Genomic DNA, 18,690 nt, shown 5'->3' on the forward strand with positions numbered 1-18,690 from the left:
ATCACAAAGAAGGAGAGAGGCAAGATGCAACAAAGTAAGAAAACTCAAAAGCTGGTTATACTAGGAATGTTAAGCAGTATTGCTTACATTTTAATGATGATTAATTTTCCGATTCCTGGATTACCTCCGTTTTTAACAATTGATTTTAGCGAAATTCCTGCACTCGTAGCAGCACTTGTATTTGGACCTATGGCTGCTGTTATAGTAGAAGGAATAAAAAATTTATTGAATTATTTAATTCAAGGAAGTGCTACAGGGGTTCCGGTTGGTCAAGTGGCGAACTTTGTAGCTGGTTTACTGTTCGTTCTTCCTGTATCATATATGTTCCGTCGATTTAAAACAGCTAAAGGCGTAACGATAGGTTTGGTTACGGGTACGGTTGTAATGACGGTACTCATGGCTGTCTTAAATTATTATGTCTTTTTACCAGCGTATACAATCTTCTTACAATCGCCAGAAATGTCTAGTGAACAAGCGCGTCAATATATCGTTGCAGGTATTTTGCCGTTTAACTTAATAAAAGGAGCAGCAACAGGGGTTATTTTTGTCTTATTGTTTTCAAAAATGAAGCAATGGATCACGCGCCGCGTTGCTGTTTAATTCAATCGCTCTCCCGGGGAGAGCGATTTTTATATATAAAAAAACCTGCAGCATGTACTATACTACAGGTTTGTTCAATACTTATTCGAATTTATTAGCATCGCCTTCGAATTTTTCATCCGCTACGCGAATTGAATCCGTAGGGCAGCCTTCCATTGCATCCATCATATCATCTTCTAGATCTTCTGGAATTTCTACTACACCTTGGTTATCATCTAATGTTACGAATGCAATACCTTCATCATCATAATCATAAATGTCTGGTGCTGCTGCTCCGCAAGCGCCGCATGCGATGCAAGTATCTTTATCAACAATTGTATATTTTGGCATAACAAGACCTCCTGTAAAGTGTTCGAAAATTTCTCATTATATAATCTCTTCGCGAATCAAGAGTGAAATTTCTCCTTATTCATTGTAAAATGATTTATAAAACTTTTCAATAGAAAAGTCACTGAGAATGCTTATCAAATCAAGGTTTCTTCACTTATCCAAACGTTTTGATACATAAAGGAAAGAGCTAAAAAGCCTTTATCTCACATGCTATTGGTCACTTTTGGTACAATGAATGAGAAAGGAAGTTGACACCTTTGAATTATATTCAAGTTAGCATTTTATTTTGTATAAAACAGTTAAAAGGTGAGCGAACCGCCTATGGTATTTATCATTTATTAACAGGTAAAAAGTCAGCGCAAACAATTCAAGACGGAAAAATTTTTGGAATCTCTTTTCTTTTTCAGTCATTTTTTTACTTAGATAAACGGTCTTTTGAAACCTGCGTTGCATATTTAAAAGAACAGCAGTATATCGAAGAAACTGAAAATCAAAAGTATGTGATGACAGATAAGGGACGAACACGCCTTGAAGATGAACTGACGGCTCGGCCCTTTCATCCAGCTTTAGACGGATGGAAATTCGCAAGCAGTACTCAATTATTTTTAGCAAGAATCACTTTGTTCATTCAGACCTTATCAAACCTACAGTATTTTCAAAAAGGGTTTTTACCCATTTCCAAAAATCCTGAGGTCATTCAATGGGTCAAAACGTATATTATGTCTCAAAAGCAAACGCGTCAAGAGTTAGCCGCCGAGCTATTCAAAGAGCTCCGAACGTGCTTGAAAGATTGTACGGAACGGGATGCGTCTCTTTTTGTTTTGCAACTGACTGGATACGAAAGAGTAGGCTTTACAAAAAATCAGTTAGCATATCAATATGAACTCGATGAGCATTATGTGCATATTCAACTTTTAGGGGTTATTCATCATATCATTGAAAAAGTGAGTCAAAATAATGAAAGCTTTCATGTACTTTCTTCTTTTTTGCATGATCTATATTTAGAATTGCCTTTGACAAGCTCGACGTTAAAAACGTATAGCTGGCTTCAAAAAGGAAAGACGCTTGAAGAAATTGCTTATATAAGGCGTTTAAAAGAAAGTACAATTGAAGATCATATTGCAGAATTAGCTCTGTTTGTTCCATCTTTTTCAATCGATGCATACGTATCGCCTAAGCAGCAGGAAGAAATTATCTCGGCTTTTGAAAGTTTGCGTACAAATAAATTAAAGGCGATAAAGGAAGAAGTAAAAGACGACGTTACCTATTTTCAGATTCGTCTCGTATTAGCAAAACATTTTACCTGATACTAAAAAAAGTGGTGTTTGATGTGAAGATAGAACAACTTCTACAGAAACAATTTGGCTATAGCCAATTTCGACTAGGACAAAAAGAGATTATTCAAGATATTTTAACAGGTCATAATGTGTTAGCGGTTCTTCCTACAGGAACAGGGAAATCACTGTGCTATCAGCTCCCCGCTTATGTGTTGAACCGACCGGTGCTGATTGTATCTCCTTTAATTTCACTGATGGAAGATCAAGTTCAACAACTAAAGGCAAGTGGAGAAAAGAGAGTTATTGCCTTAAATAGTTTCCTACAACAAGAAGAAAAAAGACGGGCGCTAAAAGATTTAGCTTTTTATCGTTTTATTTATGCATCTCCTGAAATTTTGCAAAACGCTGTTGTGGTAGAAGCATTAAAACAGGCAAAGGTAGGCCTTTTCGTTGTGGACGAGGCGCACTGTATTTCTCAGTGGGGACATGATTTCCGTTTGGATTATCTTCAGTTAGGAGATATATGGAAGGAACTTGGCAGTCCGCTATGTCTGGCACTAACAGGAACTGCGACTAAGGAAGTAGTAGAAGATATTAAGCGCTACTTATCGCTGCCTGCTGTCAACGAGCACATCTATTCCATGAATCGAAGTAATATTGCGATGAAAGTTGATTTTGTTGCAAGTATTGAAGAGAAAAAAGAGAAGTTGCTGATGTACGTTAGTGAACTGCAAAGTCCAGGAATTATCTATTGTTCCAGCCGATCTTGGACAGAAGCATTAACACAGCTTCTAAAGGAAAATGGGATACAGCGAGTGCAGTATTACCATGGGGGAATGGAACCGAATGAAAGAATGCTTGTTCAACAGCAATTTTTAGAAAACCAGCTTGATATCATTTGCTGCACAAGTGCATTTGGAATGGGGGTTAATAAATCGAATGTTCGCTTTGTTATTCATTTTCATACACCTACGCAGCTAGAAGCATACGTACAGGAAATTGGAAGAAGTGGACGCGATCAGCAAAACAGTATTGCGATTTTACTTTATGCTGAAGGAGACGATGATTTTGCTCATTCTTTACTTGAAATTGAGCTTCCTTCTTCAGATATCATCTTATACTGCCTGTCGTATTTACGAAATCATGATCAGGCCATTCCTTTAAAACAAGTAGAGTCTCATTTTCTTTATACAGTGGGTATTCAAGAAACACATTGGCGATTTATTCGTTATTATTTGTACAGAGAAAATGTAGTGGAAAATGAACATGTTGAACCTAGGAAAATCCCTGAATCGCTGCATGAAACGATTGTTGCAGCTGTAAATAAACGTCTTCGAAACAAACATGACAAGTATCGTGCGATGAAGGAGTTTATTGAGGCAAAAGAATGCCGTCGTCAGGTGCTGCTTGGCTATTTCAATGAGCTGGGAAAATCAGAGCTTCAGAATTGTTGCGATTGCTGCGGATTGGATTTAGAAGCCTATAAAAAAACAAATGGTGAGCAAGAGCAATGGACATTTCAAGGCTGGGAATTAGAATTAGCTCGTTTGCTTCGTCAAGGAGAGATATAATGGCAAAGTCACAGCAAGAGCTTATTTCATCCATGACGGATGCAGAGCTGGTTAAAAATTTATATGTAACGCAGCTGCTCATCTGCTTTATTGCTTTAGGCATCGGTTTTTTCACATTTGATTCGTGGCATTCCTTTTTACAGTTTTTTGAGCTGGATTGGGCTTCTATTTTATTGTACGGGGGAGGTACAGCTCTCTTGGTAGTAGGAGGAGATATGCTTCTAATGAAATGTGTACCCGAGCATTTATATGATGACGGAGGGATTAATGAACGTTTATTTGCTAATCGTTCCATTCCTCATCTAGCCCTTATTTGCCTAATCGTTGCATGTTCAGAAGAAATATTATTTCGAGGGGTTATACAAGTTCAGTTTGGCCTTTTTTGGGCGAGTATCGTATTTGCATTCGTTCACATTCGATATTTAAAAAAGTGGTTTCTATTTATTTCGGTTGTGGTTTTAAGCTTTTTAATAGGGTTGCTGTTTTGGTGGACTGAAAATTTGTATGTCACGATTTTTACTCATTTTCTCATTGATTTTTTATTAGGCCTGCAGATACGAAAGTCAAAAGGGAAATCTTCACAGTCAGAAGAACTCATGCAGTAAAGGTTAAGGAAACAGCCATTATTTTCAGTGTTATCCACATAATCTTTTATATTCACTCATATGTTGTACTAGCATACGAGGGGGTGGAATGTTGGAAAACAAGTTGATAGACTTTGAAAGCGATGAAACACTTCAATATATATTAGCGAGCGTTATCAAAAGAAAAGAGACGGTTAATAAGCTGAAAGCTAAAGAGAAAAGATGGAAGCTTTTGTTTTTAGCCAGCTTAACGGCTGTTATTAGCTACTTTTTTTTCATATTTCAAAGCGGTTTTTTTACGACGTTTAGCGAATTTTTCTCATTTTTGTTAGGTAACATAGGGCATTTGATGTTTCTATTGCTCACCGTCTCCCTTTATTTTTATACTGTACAGCTGCAGAAAAAAAGCGAGAAAGCGGAAAAGACTTTTCAAGACTTGCGCTGTGAGATTATTAAAAGAAGCAAAGAGCTATGGGCGACGCCTGAAACATGGGAGAACCGAAAAGAAACGTTCCGCTGGATGCAGTCCACTTATGGAATTAATTTATATCATGAAAATAAATAGAATCGCATGAAAAAGCCTCTTTTTACATAGAAGTTTAGTGAAGGGGGTTTTTTTGTGAGAGATTGGTTTAACTTGCTGGCTGCGTGGTTATGCAGTTATTATATCAGCAGTTTAACGGCTGTAGGCTCAAAAGCTTCGTTAACCTATTTACTTATTCAAATGATTTTACATCCGTTAGATGTGTTTTGTATTATAATCTTATTTTTCACGGCTCTTTTTTGTCTGTCGGCAGCAGTTCGTAAAGTGTTCCTGCAAAGTCGGTTGTTTCTAAAAGGCTATAAGGTAAAATGGCATGAATATCTTGTTTCATGTCTATGTGTGATAGGAATTTTATCGTTAAGTACAGTTGCCCTTTATCAAGTAGTAGGTTTGTTAACAATTGCGACAATTTATGCCCTTTCTTCTTTAACAGAAACACACCGTGTATAAAATGAAAAGAAGGAGAATATATGGTTATTTCTTTAATTATTTTAGCGTCAGGCATAGGCCTGCTGATTTTTATGTTTTCGGAAGCCCATCGTACATATGTAGAAGAAAGAACGATTCATTTATCAACATTTCCCGGAAATCAGCAGCCTTTACGCCTGTTTTTTATATCGGATGTACATAAGCGAACAGTTTCGTCGAAGCTGTTGGAAAAAATACCTGGTGAAGTAGATTTTGTGATCATAGGCGGTGACTTACTAGAAGGAGGAGTACCTTTATTGCGTGCTCGTCAAAATATTCAAAAGCTTAAAACGCTTGGACCGGTCTATTTTGTATGGGGAAATAATGATTACGAAGTAAGTCAAGTGCAATTGAAGCAGATGCTTAAGGATGAGGGAGTTATTACCCTTAAAAACGAGCATGTCTCTGCAGTTTCTAAACATGGTACTACATGCAATTTTGCGGGAGTAGATGATTTATCCGAAGGTGAGATGGATCTAAAGCGAGCTGTTTCTTCCATTGAACCTGACCAGCTTACCATTCTTCTAAGCCACAATCCTGATGTTATCTATTATGTAGATGAAGAATCAAAAGTAGATTTAATTTTGAGCGGACATACACACGGAGGACAGATACGCTTATTTAATTTTGGTATGTATGAATTAGGAGGGCTGAAAGAGAAAAGACAGATTCCTCTTTTTGTTAGTAATGGATATGGTACAACCTCCCTGCCTCTCCGTTTACAAGCTAGAGCACAAACGCATTATATCACTTTAAAAAGGAAAGAATAGCCTTGAACAAACTCTTTACATAGCATATACAAATTTTACACACAGGATAACTTATCCTATAATTCAATTAATAGAAACAGTTCACGAAGAGTAGTTGGAGGTTACGTATGGCTCACGAAGGGAAGTATAATATTAAAGCCATCTCAAATATGGTCGGGATCCAGCCGGGAACTTTGCGTGCATGGGAACGACGCTATCAAATTTTAAATCCTGTCCGCAATGAATCGGGGCATCGGTTATATACAGAGGAAGATTTGCGGAAATTAAAATGGCTCACGGAAAAAGTGAGCGGAGGTTTTACGATTAGTCAAGCGGTTTCGTTATTAGAAACGGAAAGTAGTACAGTAGGAGCGTTTGAAGAAGAAGGAGAAGTAGATTCCCCTCAGAAAATTAGGGATGAGCTGTTAACGATGCTTCTATCTTTTGAAGAAGGAAAAGCACAGGATTTAATTAATCATGCGTTTAGCCTGTATTCGGTAGAAAAAGTGGTTATTGATATTTTGGGTTCTCTACTCGTGACGGTTGGAGATATGTGGGAAAAAGGGCAAATCACAAGTGCTCATGAGCATTATACGACTCAAGTATTAAAAACGCGTATCAGCATGATTTTTTATTCGCTGCCTTCAAATGGCTTATTGCCTAAAGCGATTGCTGTATGTGGGCCTAATGAGACACATGAAGTTGGACTTCTAGTCTTTACGCTATTTTTACGCCGTAAAGGGTTTGAGGTTATTTATTTAGGAAGCAGCATTGAAGATAAAGATGTTGAGCTAATTGTTAAAGAAGTAGACCCAACGTTTTTATTTATGTCATGCACAATGATGGAAAATGCCGAGAAAACACTGAATTTGACGAACCAAATGATAAAGAAATTCCCGCATCTTAAAGTAGGATTAGGCGGTTATGTGTTTGATGGTTTAGATAGCAAAAGAAAAGGCGAGGCTCAGCCGTTTATTTTAGGAAATACAAAAGAAGAGTGGAACAGCTGGCTAACAAAAAAATTAGCAGAAATTGATTGAGAATAGCTTGTCTTTCCTTTCATAAACCTGTAAACTCGTAAGTAAACATCACGAACCGTTTTCCAAAAAATACATATACTGCATTATCGAACCATGTGGTTATGAGTGCAAGCGGGGAGGGACGCTAATGAGGCTTGAACGATTAAACTATAATAAGCTAAAAGTTTTTTTGACCTACGATGATTTAAAAGAAAGAGGGTTAACAAAAGAAGATCTATGGACAGATACATTCAAAGTAAAACAGCTCTTTCGTGAGATGATAGAGCAAGCTTCTCAAGAACTGAACTTTGAACCTACAAATTCTCTTTCGGTAGAAGTTTTTTCACTTCAAGCACAGGGAATGGTTGTATTTGTGACAAAGCAGTATGAAGAAGAAACCAGCTACGGTGAGTTCGATGAAGACGAGTTCGAGGACTTCATTGAAATGCAGGTCATGCTAGATGAAAGCGAAGACATGTTTTTTGAGTTTGATTCATTTGAAGATGTCATTCAGCTGACCAAGCGCATGTCAAACTTTTACGATACGGATAGCGTGCTCTATTCATTCGAAAAACGTTTTTACGTGCTGTTGGATTATCACATGCTGTCACCGGCTGAAGTTGGGAATATGATTGCGGTTTTGGCGGAGTATGGAAATCCCTCTACAATTACAAAGCACCGCGTAAATGAATATGGAAAAATATTAGTAGAAAAGAGAGCTCTGGAGTATATTAACTCTGTCTTTTCTTAACTGTTTAATTGAAATAATTACACCCGTGAAGGATAAAGCACTTTTATTAAAATAAGAGTGGCTGCACTTTCAGCTTGTACAAAGTTGTTGAAAGTGCTCTTTATCACCGGGTGTTTTTTATTTTTTTAAGACGATTAACGCATACTAGGAAAGAGGCAGACTTAAAACATTGTAGCATACCTTGTAAAGTTATTGGAAGCGTTTTCTTAGAAGAACACAAAAAATACTAAAAGTTCGATATTTTCCTTTGCAATGTAAAACTAAGGGTGTATACTATGTCATGAAAGAAGCACCATTCAATTAAAAACGAATAATTTTCGATACATTTTAGGAGGTTTACAGATGGTAGCCGACAAGATGCAAGACAGTAAAAATAGTCAAGAAGAGAAGCATGATGTTTTAAAATCTACACAAACAGTGATACATAAAGCGTTAGAAAAACTAGGCTATCCTGATGAAGTGTATGAACTATTAAAAGAGCCATTACGAATGATGACAGTAAAAATTCCTGTTCGTATGGATGACGGATCAGTTAAGATTTTTACAGGTCACCGAGCGCAGCATAACGATGCAGTTGGTCCTACGAAAGGTGGAATTCGTTTTCACCCAAACGTAACTGAAAAAGAAGTAAAAGCTCTATCTATATGGATGAGTTTAAAATGTGGAATCGTTGACCTTCCTTACGGTGGAGGAAAAGGTGGAATTGTTTGTGATCCTCGAAATATGTCTTTTGGAGAATTAGAGCGTTTAAGCCGCGGATATGTTCGTGCGATTAGCCAAATTGTTGGACCAACAAAGGATATTCCAGCGCCGGATGTGTTTACAAATTCACAAATTATGGCTTGGATGATGGATGAATACAGCCGGATTGATGAATTTAACTCGCCTGGCTTTATTACTGGAAAGCCCCTTGTCTTAGGTGGTTCGCACGGCCGTGAAACAGCGACTGCAAAAGGAGTAACTATTTGTATTCGTGAAGCAGCGAAAAAACGAGGCATTGAATTACAAGGTGCACGGGTAGTAGTACAAGGATTTGGAAATGCAGGAAGCTTTTTAGCTAAGTTCATGCATGACGCTGGTGCTAAAATTGTAGGGATATCTGATGCATACGGAGCGCTGCATGATCCTAATGGTTTAGACATTGATTATTTATTAGATCGACGCGATAGCTTTGGTACAGTAACGAAATTATTCAATAATACTATCAGCAACAAAGAGCTGCTTGAACTTGACTGTGACATCCTAGTTCCAGCTGCGATTGAAAATCAAATTACAGAAGAAAATGCCCATAACATTCAAGCGAGTATTGTGGTGGAAGCAGCAAATGGACCAACAACTCTTGAAGCAACGCGCATCTTGTCAGAGAGAGGGATTTTATTAGTTCCAGACGTTTTGGCAAGTGCGGGCGGTGTAACAGTCTCTTATTTTGAATGGGTGCAAAATAACCAAGGTTATTATTGGACGGAAGAAGAAGTAGAAGAAAAGCTTGAAAAAGTAATGGTGAAATCATTTAATAACATCTACGAAACTTCTACAACTCGAAAAGTCGACATGCGTCTAGCTGCTTATATGATAGGCGTAAGAAAAATGGCAGAAGGCTCTCGCTTCAGAGGCTGGATTTAAAAACAGAACAGCAGAACAGCAGAACAATTGCGTAAATAGAAAAAATCTCCTATCATTAATGAGGAGATTTTTTTGTTTTACACTGCGTTAAAATAAAAAAAAAGGTGCGTTTACAACTGAAGGAGTGACAGGCATGAAGAAAGAAAAAGTAATTATTGTTGGCGGAGGACCATGCGGGCTTTCAGCAGCTATTGAGCTTCAACATACAGGTATTGATGCCCTTGTAATTGAAAAAGGCAATATTGTGAATGCAATTTATAACTATCCGACCCATCAAACGTTTTTTAGTTCAAGTGAAAAACTAGAAATTGGGGATGTCCCTTTTATTACCGAAAATCGTAAGCCTGTGCGCAACCAAGCTCTTGCTTACTACCGAGAAGTGGTGAAGCGCAAGCAAGTTCGAATTCAGCCGTTTGAACGTGTCTTGCAAGTAGACAAACAAGCGGAAAACCAAATTATTGTCACAACATCCAAAGAGACATATGAAGCGGAGAATGTCATTATAGCTACGGGCTATTACGATCATCCTAATTATATGAATGTTCCTGGTGAAGATTTATCAAAGGTATTTCATTATTTCAAAGAAGCGCATCCGTATTTTGATAAAGATGTAGTCGTTATAGGCGGAAAAAACTCTAGCGTCGATGCAGCTCTGGAATTGGTGAAGTGTGATGCAAGGGTGACGGTTATTTATCGTGGCTCAGATTACTCGCCTAGCGTAAAACCTTGGATATTGCCTGAATTTGAAGCGCTGGTTCGAAATGGAACGATTGGGATGCATTTTAACGCTCATGTAACAAAGATAACGGATGAAACGGTAACATATGAGCAGGAAGGGAAAGAATTTACGATTAGTAACGATTTCGTTTTTGCCATGACTGGCTATCACCCTGATCACTCGTTTTTAACAAAAATGGGTGTGGAATTAGATGATGAAACAGGCCGCCCTTCTTTTAACGAAGAGACGATGGAAACAAACGTGGAAGGAATTTATATCGCTGGTGTGATTGCTGCAGGAAACAATGCTAATGAGATTTTTATTGAAAATGGACGTTTTCATGGGAAATCAATCGCTTCTCATATTATCAACAAAAACAACGCATAGGCTTCTATGCGTTGTTTTACTAATGATTAAATAGCTGCTGCAGCTCATCATGATTCGCTGTTACTTGGAGAGCAACCAACAGTTTAATGCGTGCTTTAGGACCATTTAAGCCATTTGAAAAAATAACGCCCATCTCTTTTAACAGCTTGCCACCGCCTTCATACCCATATACATCTTGAGCAATTCCATTAAAACAGCGAGAAACGAGCACGATGGGTATCTTTCGCTTCAAAAGCAATTGAATTCCTGGAATGGTGAGGGGAGGCAGATTTCCTTGACCGAGGGCTTCAATTACAAGTCCGTCAACATTTATTGAAGCCACTGCTTGAAATAAATGGTCGTCCATTCCTGCATAAGCTTTTAATAAAGTGATTTGTTTATCTATTTGATTAACAGGATAAAATTCATGTTCTGTAGGCATGTGGTGAAAAGATACGCCGCGTTTTGTGATTAATCCTATTGGCCCGTACTGAGGGCTTTGAAATGTCGCCACGTTGCTTGTGTGGGTCTTGGTCACATTTTCAGCGGTATGAATTTCATCGTTCATCACAACTAAGACACCTTTTCCTTTTGCCCCGTCACTAATAGCCACCCGAACCGCAGATATAAAATTATAAGGACCGTCTGAACCGATTTCATTGCTTGATCTCATAGCTCCAGTTAAGACAATTGGAATATCTGTATGCACTGTTAAATCTAAAAAATAAGCGGTTTCTTCCAGCGTGTCCGTGCCGTGGGTTAACACGACTGCATCAATTTTGCCTTCATTAATTTTATCACGTATTGTTTTTGAAAGTATAAGCATTTCCTTAGGAGTAATGTGAGGAGAAGGCAGATGAAATGCTTCTTCTACGATTACATTGGCCATACCTGAAACAGATGATGTTGAGCGATGAAGCGGGTTTTGAATATCTGGTGCTACCGCTCCAGTTGCCATGTCTTCTTTCATCGAGATTGTGCCGCCGGTGTGAAGAATATAAACAGTTTTCATAGAGAGCTCCTTTCAATTTTTCGTATAAGTATGATACATTTTTTGGTATACTTGTTTAAGGTCTTTGTTAGGCTTTGTAAATCGACAGCAAGTTATGTGAGCATTTACATATAAAGATAAGGACATTATAGACGGAGATTTTCATCCTAAAGATAACATGTTACTATTAAAAAAAATAGAGGAGATGAGGCGCTATTTATGTTGGCGATTGTATCTGCAGGCATTGCGCCAGGATTGGCATTGTTAAGTTTTTTTTATTTGAAAGATGAATATGAAACTGAGCCTATTTCAATGGTATTAAAAACATTTATTTTTGGAGCAATGCTTGTTTTGCCAATTATGTTTATTCAATATGTATTTGGTGAAGAACACGTTTTTCAATCACCTTTTCTTGAAGCATTTTTTACGACAAGCTTTTTAGAAGAATTTTTCAAATGGTTCATTTTATATTTCACGATTTATCAGCATGTGGAATTTGATGAGCATTACGATGGAATTGTTTACGGGGCAGCTGTTTCCTTAGGTTTTGCTACCGTTGAAAATATTTTATATTTATTTGCAAATGGTTTAGAATCAGCGCTAGGAAGAGCCATTTTACCCGTATCTAGTCATGCTTTATTCGGCGTCATTATGGGGTATTATTTAGGGAAAGCAAAGTTTTCTGAAGGAAAGGAAAAAACGAAGTGGACGCTGTATTCCGTATTTGCGCCGCTCATTTTACATGGAACATATGATTATATTTTAAAAACAATGGATCATTGGGTATTTATTATTATTCCATTTATGATTTATTTATGGTGGCTGGCATTAAGAAAAGTAAAAAAGGCCAAACAGCCATCGATTGTCTAGGCTCAGCTTGTAAATCTTTTTTGAGAGATTTACAAGCTGAGTTTTTTCATTTCGGTAAATTTTGCGCATCTTGTATAAAAAAACAACCTTTACAAAAAATACTCCTATCATCTTATCAGTTACATACGATGTAGGAGGTTTTGTCATGTTATCATTTCGATGTTTTAAAAAGTATGCATGTCTCATATGCATATGTTCATTTATTGCAGCGTCCGTTGTGAGTCCAAAGGCCGCTCACGCGTTTTCAAATCAAGTCATTCAACACGGAGCAGTTGGAGATGACGTTATTGAGCTGCAGTCGAGACTTCAGTATTTAGGTTATTATAACGGGAAAATTGACGGTGTATTTGGATGGAGCACATACTGGGCACTGCGCAATTTTCAATATGAATTTGGCATTAAAAAGATTGACGGTTTAGCAGGCTGGCAAACAAAGATTAAATTAGCTAACGCAACAAAATATCACGAAAGCTATGTGAAAAATCAAATTAGAAAAGGCAATAAGTTTACGCACTATGGCGGTAAGCCTCTTGATCAGCAGTCTAAAGGAAGCGGTAGCAGTGGAAAAAGCAGCGGGAACAATGGTCAGCAAAAAGCACAAAGCGGATCTTCTCAAGCAAAAAAACCTGCCAGTCAGCCGCAGCGTAATACGTCTAAAGGAAATTCTGAACAACAGAAAGAACAAGCACAAAAGCCAACAGCGGTGAATGTACCGAGCGGGTTTTCACAAAATGATATTCAGCTTATGGCAAATGCTGTGCATGGTGAAGCACGGGGTGAACCATATAATGGCCAAGTAGCCGTAGCGGCCGTTATTTTAAACCGAGTTAACAGTCCGTCATTTCCAAATACAGTCGCTGGAGTTATTTTTGAACCGCGTGCATTTACTGCCGTAGCAGATGGGCAAATTTGGCTTGAACCCAATCCAACATCTAAAAAAGCGGTTATGGATGCGATTAACGGATGGGATCCTACTGGGAATGCTATTTATTACTTTAATCCGGATACAGCAACAAGCGCATGGATTTGGTCACGTCCTCAAATTAAGCAAATCGGGAAACACATTTTCTGTCGATAAAGAGAGGTGAAGGAAACATGATTCGAACAATTTTAATTGTATTATTAGCTATTGGTGTTGTAGGTGTAGGGTATTGGGGGTACAGCGAACATCAAGAAAAAGATGCTGTGCTGCTTCAAGCGGAGAATACGTATCAACGAGCATTTCATGATTTGTCATATCAGCTAGATTTATTAAATGATAAAATCGGTGGCACGCTTGCCATGAGTTCGAGAGATCAGCTTTCGCCCGCGCTTGCAGAAGTATGGCGTTTAACTTCTGAAGCTCATAACAACGTAGGACAGCTGCCTTTATCGCTTTTACCGTTCAATAAAACAGAAGAGTTTCTTTCAGATGTTGGGGACTTTACGTACAAAGTGGCGGTAAGGGATTTAAGCAAATCCCCCTTAACAGATAAAGAGTATAAAACGTTAAATTCGCTTTATGATCAGTCAGCCGAAATTCAAAATGAAATGCGCCAAGTACAGCATCTAGTCATTGATAATAACTTGCGCTGGATGGATGTTGAGCTAGCTCTAGCCACAAAAGAAAAGCAAGGGGACAATACGATTATTGACGGATTAAAAACCGTTGAAAAAAGTATGGATTCTTTTGCTGAAACAGATTTAGGCGTTATGAATGCAACGAATGAACAGGAAAAAAACGCTTTTCATCAATTAAAAGGTAGAGAAGTTAGTGAAGATGTTGCCAAACAAGTGGCGCGTTCGTTTTTGAATTTAAAAGGAAATGAACAAATTCATATTGTAAAGAGCGGAAAAGATGCCGATTATGAGGTGTACAGCTTAACCATTACAGATCCAAAGACTAAACAAGAGACGTATATGGATATTACCCAAAAAGGTGGATATCCGCTTTGGGTGCTCGAAGATCGAGATATTAAAAAACAAAATATTAGTTTAAACGATGCTATGAACAAAGCGACTAAGTTTTTAAAAGATCATCGTTTTGAAAGCCTAGTGATGGCTGAAAGCGCTCAATACGATAACATGGGAGTCTTTACATTCGTAGAGCAAACGGAAAGTGGAGTTCGGATTTATCCGGATTCAGTTAAAATGAAAATGTCTTTAGAAGATGGATCTGTGATTGGCTTCTCAGCTAAAGACTTCTTATTAAAACATCGTACAAGAGATATTCCAAAACCTAAAATTTCGAAAGAACAGGCAAAAACCAAGCTAAACTCGAATGTAAAAGTGATGGAAGACCGCTTGGCAATTATTACAAATGATTTAAACGAAGAAGTGCTATGCTATGAGTTTTTAGGGACAATTAAAAATGATACGTATCGTATTTTTATCAATGCCGATACGGGTTTTGAAGAGAAAGTCGAAAAACTGCAAAACTCAGAACCTTTATATGATGAAGTATAAAGCTGAGAAACCGGTGTCTATAGACACCGGTTTTTTTGTGTTGTATAAGTTTTTTGAGTCTAAATGACTAATTTTTATTTACAAAATAAATATATTTGACTATGTTTAAATAAAGGGAAAAAGTGTATATAGTGGAACTGAAGGAGAGAGAAGATGATAAAAGCGGGAATGAGGTTGACGTTAGGGAGCGGGCACAGAGAGTCTACCTTACAACAAACGTATCGATGTAAGGTAGTTGAGTTTACGGAAGACGTGATTTATATTAGCTATCCGCTAAATGAAGAAACGCAGCGAAGTGCTTTTTTACTAAAAGGTACAAAATTGCTGGCTACGTTTATTGGATATAATCAAAATGTATATACCTTTCCAACTGAAGTAACAGGACGCGAAATAAAAGGCATGCCTGTTGTAAAACTCTTTTACCCGGGCGATAAAAAGTTAAAGTCCATCCAAAGAAGAAATTTTTTCCGTGTGCCGCTTACAGTGAAGGCGGTGATAAAAAGTGAACAAGAACAGCAGGCCGTAATGGAAATCATGACTAAAAACATCAGTGCAGGTGGAGTAGCCGGCTCCTTCCATCATTCGCTGCTTTTTAATGAGAAAGATTCCGTTGTTGTACGATTAAGTCTTCCTAATCGTGAGGGAACTTTGCAGCATCTTGAATTAAAAGGGGAAGTTGTACGAATTACCGCCCCGACTTCCTGTAAAGTAGGTCAGCTATCTATTAAATTTATGGACATGGAAAAACAAACGAAAGAAATGATGATTCGTTATACCTTAAAGCGTCAGCTCGACCTAAGGAGAAAAGGTCTTCTTTAGCGTATAAAAAAAACTTCTCTTTCCTAAACTGTAAGCAAAGGTATCACTTCTTACAAAAGGAGAAAAAGATGAATCGAATAGAACGAATTTTAATTAAATTAGTGGTTATTCAATTTGTGTTTTTAATAATTGCCCAATGTATTTTACTATCTAGCAGTCACAGTACATATTTCTCAAAGGTCATTCAGTATGAGGGAGTTAGCAAAAATAATTTTAATAAAATTATTGAAACATTCGACCAGTAGTCGGACGTATGGTAGAATAACTAGGAAAGAAACATGCAGTGAACACCAGGCAGGAGAAGACCCCCTGCTCTTTTTTTCGTTTATAAACGTTTCATATAAAATGGCTCATTGTATAAAAGATGAAAGTGGTTTGTTCCTGTTTTGAAATTAAGGGAGGCACTTATGAAAAAACAAATTTCAATCGCGATTGACGGCCCTGCAGCTGCTGGGAAAAGTACAGTGGCAAAGATTATAGCAGAAACCTTATCATATATTTATGTTGATACAGGAGCGATGTATCGTGCTCTAACGTATCAAGCGCAGAAAAACCAGGTAGATTTGCAAAATGAAGAAGAGCTATTGCATTTGCTTAACGAAACAGTAATCGATTTAAAACCGTCTGAATCTGGACAGATAGTCATTTTAAATGGACAGGATGTTACAAGTGAAATTCGTTCCGCAGAAGTAACTAACTCTGTATCCATCGTCGCGAAACATCGTGCAGTTCGTGAAGAGATGGTAGCGAGACAGCAGAGTCTTGCTAAAGATGGAGGCGTTGTAATGGATGGACGTGATATCGGTACACACGTGCTTCCTCAGGCAGAAGTTAAAATCTTTTTATTAGCGTCTGTGGATGAAAGAGCACAGCGACGCCATGATGAAAACATAAAAAAAGGTTTTGAATCAAATTTAGAGCGTTTAAAAGAAGAAATTGCCCGCAGAGACAAGCTGGATTCTGAGCGTGAAGTAGCACCTCTTAAAAAAGCTGAAGATGCAATTGAAATCGATACAACTTCCTTATCGATTGAAGGAGTTGTAGAAAAAATACTTTCTATTACAAACGAAAGGATTGGATGATTTTGAGCTTTTATATGTTTGCACGTGGCATTGTAAAAGGTATTTTAACACCAGTTTATCGTTATGAAGTAATCGGTGCAGAAAATATCCCTTCAGAAGGCGGAGTTTTGCTTTGTTCAAATCATATTGACAACTTAGATCCGCCTACGGTAGGTGTGACATGTCCAAGGCCTATTTCGTTTATGGCAAAAGCAGAGCTGTTTAAAGCACCTTTTCTGAAGACGGTTCTGCCAAAGTTAGAAACGTTCCCTGTAAAGCGGGGGATGGCAGATCGTGAAGCTTTGCGCCAAGGGTTAAAGATTTTAAAAGAAGGAAAAGTGCTTGGATTATTTCCAGAAGGAACAAGAAGTAAAGATGGAAAATTAGGAAAAGGAATGGCTGGAGTAGGCTTTTTTGCTTTGCGTTCAAAAGCAGCTGTTGTTCCTTGTGCTGTTATTGGTCCATATAAGCGTTTTGCAAGGTTAAAAGTAGTGTACGGACCGCCAATTCAGATGGATGAACTTCGTGAACGAAAGGCATCAGCCGAGGAAGTAACCGAAGTTATTATGAAAAGCATTGGTGAATTAATTGAAAAATATCAATAGTTTGTAACCTTATGACTTGACAAAAGATTCTATTTATTAGAAGTTAGTAACAAAGAGAGTTTTTTCTATACAGAGCTATATACAATAATGATGAGCTAAAAGAGTGAAGAACTCTTACAAGGGAATACATATTGTAGATGGATATTGGAGGAGGAAAAGACGATGACAGAAGATATGAATCAAGTAGAGGTAACGTCATTAGAAGTAGGAGAAACAGTAAAAGGTACTATTACAAAAGTAGAAGAAAAGCAAGTGTATGTAGATGTGCCTAACAGCAAACTAGACGGTATTATTCCAATTAGTGAATTAGCGAGCTTACATATTGAAAAAGCAGGGGATGTAATCCAAGAAGGTGCCGAAGTCGAAGCGAAAGTAATTAAAGTGGAAGACGATGTGCTTGTGTTATCTAAACGGGCTGTAGATGCTGAAAAAGCATGGGACGGTTTAGAAGCAAAACTTTCTTCAGGTGAAGTGTTTGAAGCGGTAGTCAAAGAAATTGTCAAAGGCGGATTAGTAGTAGATATTGGTGTAAGAGGGTTCATTCCAGCTTCTCTTGTTGAAACTCATTTCGTTGATGATTTCGCAGAATATCAAGATCAAACTCTTACAGTCAAAGTAGTGGAATTAGATAAAGAAAAAAATCGCGTGATCCTTTCGCATCGTGCAGTTGTAGAAGAAGAACTTGTACAACAAAAAGAAAATGTTCTTGAGTCATTAAAAGAAGGTCAGGTTTTAGAAGGAACCGTTCAGCGCTTAACAGACTTTGGTGCGTTTGTAGATGTAGGCGGAGTAGATGGGCTAGTGCATATCTCTCAGCTTTCACATACGCGTGTAGAAAAGCCTTCAGACGTAGTAGCTGAGGGAGATACTGTGAAAGTCAAAGTATTATCTGTTGACAAATCAACGGGTCGTGTTTCATTATCTATTAAAGATACGTTAGAAGGTCCATGGTCCAACATTTCTACGAAGCTTCGCCAAGGTGATGTAGTAGATGGAACTGTTAAAAGACTTGTATCTTTTGGAGCTTTTGTGGAAGTTCTACCTGGAGTAGAAGGACTTGTACACATTTCTCAAATTTCACATAAGCATATCGGGACACCGCATGAAGTGCTTTCTGAAGGCGAAAAAGTGACGGTAAAAGTACTTGATGTGAATGAACAAGAACGACGCGTTTCGTTAAGCATTCGTGACCTTGAGGAAGAAGAGCAAGAAGATTACGGTGACTATGAATTACAAGAAGAGTCAAAAGGCTTCCAATTAGGTGATATGATTGGGGATCAATTAAAAAAATTAAGATAA

The 18,690-nt window shown here is 37.8% G+C and carries 21 protein-coding genes; 19 read left to right on the forward strand and 2 right to left on the reverse strand.

The features are described from left to right. Positions 1–24: 24 nt before the first annotated feature. Entirely contained in the window at positions 25–600 is a 576-nt protein-coding gene (locus tag ACH0CI_RS02685; RefSeq protein WP_028411530.1) for an ECF transporter S component, read from the forward strand. 81 nt (positions 601–681) lie between these two features. Here ACH0CI_RS02685 and ACH0CI_RS02690 read toward each other — a convergent pair whose 3' ends face one another. After that, positions 682–930, reverse strand: coding sequence for a ferredoxin (locus ACH0CI_RS02690; protein WP_013059046.1), 249 nt, complete (start codon positions 928–930; stop codon positions 682–684). Positions 931–1,187: 257 nt separating this feature from the next. Here ACH0CI_RS02690 and ACH0CI_RS02695 point away from each other — a divergent pair, with 257 nt between their 5' ends. The 10 genes from ACH0CI_RS02695 (at position 1,188) to ACH0CI_RS02740 (ending at position 10,621) form a co-directional block, all read left to right on the forward strand. Continuing rightward, complete coding sequence (locus ACH0CI_RS02695) at positions 1,188–2,237, forward strand: YpbB family protein (RefSeq protein WP_154973115.1); 1,050 nt, start codon at positions 1,188–1,190, stop codon at positions 2,235–2,237. Between the two features lie 23 nt (positions 2,238–2,260). Next, entirely contained in the window at positions 2,261–3,778 is a 1,518-nt protein-coding gene (locus ACH0CI_RS02700; RefSeq protein ID WP_325074956.1) for a RecQ family ATP-dependent DNA helicase, read from the forward strand. Further along, on the forward strand, positions 3,778–4,383 hold the full coding sequence (locus ACH0CI_RS02705) for a CPBP family intramembrane glutamic endopeptidase (RefSeq protein ID WP_406900840.1): 606 nt from the start codon (positions 3,778–3,780) through the stop codon (positions 4,381–4,383). The genes ACH0CI_RS02700 and ACH0CI_RS02705 overlap by 1 nt, the downstream gene beginning before the upstream one ends. Positions 4,384–4,471: 88 nt before the next feature. Beyond that, entirely contained in the window at positions 4,472–4,927 is a 456-nt protein-coding gene (locus ACH0CI_RS02710) for a DUF2663 family protein (protein ID WP_047749869.1), read from the forward strand. Between the two features lie 54 nt (positions 4,928–4,981). Next, positions 4,982–5,356: a hypothetical protein gene (locus ACH0CI_RS02715; RefSeq protein WP_406900841.1), complete on the forward strand. Its 375-nt coding sequence runs from the start codon at positions 4,982–4,984 to the stop codon at positions 5,354–5,356. Between the two features lie 20 nt (positions 5,357–5,376). Then, entirely contained in the window at positions 5,377–6,144 is a 768-nt protein-coding gene (locus ACH0CI_RS02720; RefSeq protein WP_406900842.1) for a metallophosphoesterase, read from the forward strand. Positions 6,145–6,251: 107 nt separating this feature from the next. After that, the gene (locus ACH0CI_RS02725) at positions 6,252–7,163 is read left to right on the forward strand and encodes a MerR family transcriptional regulator (RefSeq protein ID WP_028411523.1); all 912 of its coding nucleotides are present in this window, start codon (positions 6,252–6,254) and stop codon (positions 7,161–7,163) included. A 127-nt stretch (positions 7,164–7,290) separates the two neighbouring features. Next, positions 7,291–7,893, forward strand: a complete 603-nt coding sequence (locus tag ACH0CI_RS02730) for a genetic competence negative regulator (RefSeq protein ID WP_025750420.1) — start codon at positions 7,291–7,293, stop codon at positions 7,891–7,893. A 357-nt stretch (positions 7,894–8,250) separates the two neighbouring features. After that, positions 8,251–9,516 (forward strand): Glu/Leu/Phe/Val family dehydrogenase, encoded by a 1,266-nt coding sequence (locus ACH0CI_RS02735; RefSeq protein WP_370506064.1) that lies wholly within the window; start codon positions 8,251–8,253, stop codon positions 9,514–9,516. 133 nt (positions 9,517–9,649) lie between these two features. After that, the gene (locus ACH0CI_RS02740) at positions 9,650–10,621 is read left to right on the forward strand and encodes a YpdA family putative bacillithiol disulfide reductase (protein ID WP_098626945.1); all 972 of its coding nucleotides are present in this window, start codon (positions 9,650–9,652) and stop codon (positions 10,619–10,621) included. A gap of 19 nt (positions 10,622–10,640) precedes the next feature. Here ACH0CI_RS02740 and ACH0CI_RS02745 read toward each other — a convergent pair whose 3' ends face one another. Then, positions 10,641–11,612 (reverse strand): asparaginase, encoded by a 972-nt coding sequence (locus ACH0CI_RS02745; RefSeq protein ID WP_406900844.1) that lies wholly within the window; start codon positions 11,610–11,612, stop codon positions 10,641–10,643. Between the two features lie 198 nt (positions 11,613–11,810). On the opposite strand from ACH0CI_RS02745, the gene prsW reads away from it, so the two are divergent. From prsW to rpsA, 8 genes are all read left to right on the forward strand, one after another. Continuing rightward, on the forward strand, positions 11,811–12,461 hold the full coding sequence (prsW, locus tag ACH0CI_RS02750) for a glutamic-type intramembrane protease PrsW (RefSeq protein WP_028411520.1): 651 nt from the start codon (positions 11,811–11,813) through the stop codon (positions 12,459–12,461). A gap of 145 nt (positions 12,462–12,606) precedes the next feature. Then, complete coding sequence (gene sleB / locus ACH0CI_RS02755) at positions 12,607–13,539, forward strand: spore cortex-lytic enzyme (RefSeq protein ID WP_406900845.1); 933 nt, start codon at positions 12,607–12,609, stop codon at positions 13,537–13,539. A 17-nt stretch (positions 13,540–13,556) separates the two neighbouring features. Further along, the gene (gene ypeB, locus ACH0CI_RS02760) at positions 13,557–14,906 is read left to right on the forward strand and encodes a germination protein YpeB (protein ID WP_406900846.1); all 1,350 of its coding nucleotides are present in this window, start codon (positions 13,557–13,559) and stop codon (positions 14,904–14,906) included. A gap of 153 nt (positions 14,907–15,059) precedes the next feature. After that, on the forward strand, positions 15,060–15,725 hold the full coding sequence (locus tag ACH0CI_RS02765; protein WP_406900847.1) for a flagellar brake protein: 666 nt from the start codon (positions 15,060–15,062) through the stop codon (positions 15,723–15,725). A gap of 68 nt (positions 15,726–15,793) precedes the next feature. Continuing rightward, positions 15,794–15,970, forward strand: coding sequence for a YpfB family protein (locus ACH0CI_RS02770; protein ID WP_013059030.1), 177 nt, complete (start codon positions 15,794–15,796; stop codon positions 15,968–15,970). Positions 15,971–16,132: 162 nt separating this feature from the next. Continuing rightward, entirely contained in the window at positions 16,133–16,807 is a 675-nt protein-coding gene (gene cmk / locus ACH0CI_RS02775) for a (d)CMP kinase (RefSeq protein ID WP_406900848.1), read from the forward strand. After that, complete coding sequence (locus tag ACH0CI_RS02780) at positions 16,804–17,391, forward strand: lysophospholipid acyltransferase family protein (protein ID WP_033579748.1); 588 nt, start codon at positions 16,804–16,806, stop codon at positions 17,389–17,391. The genes cmk and ACH0CI_RS02780 overlap by 4 nt, the downstream gene beginning before the upstream one ends. 162 nt (positions 17,392–17,553) lie before the next feature. After that, the gene (gene rpsA / locus ACH0CI_RS02785; RefSeq protein WP_028410732.1) at positions 17,554–18,690 is read left to right on the forward strand and encodes a 30S ribosomal protein S1; all 1,137 of its coding nucleotides are present in this window, start codon (positions 17,554–17,556) and stop codon (positions 18,688–18,690) included.

Origin of the sequence: Priestia sp. 179-F W1.4 NHS (assembly GCF_045369295.1) — a bacterium.
GTDB lineage: Bacteria > Bacillota > Bacilli > Bacillales > Bacillaceae_H > Priestia > Priestia zanthoxyli.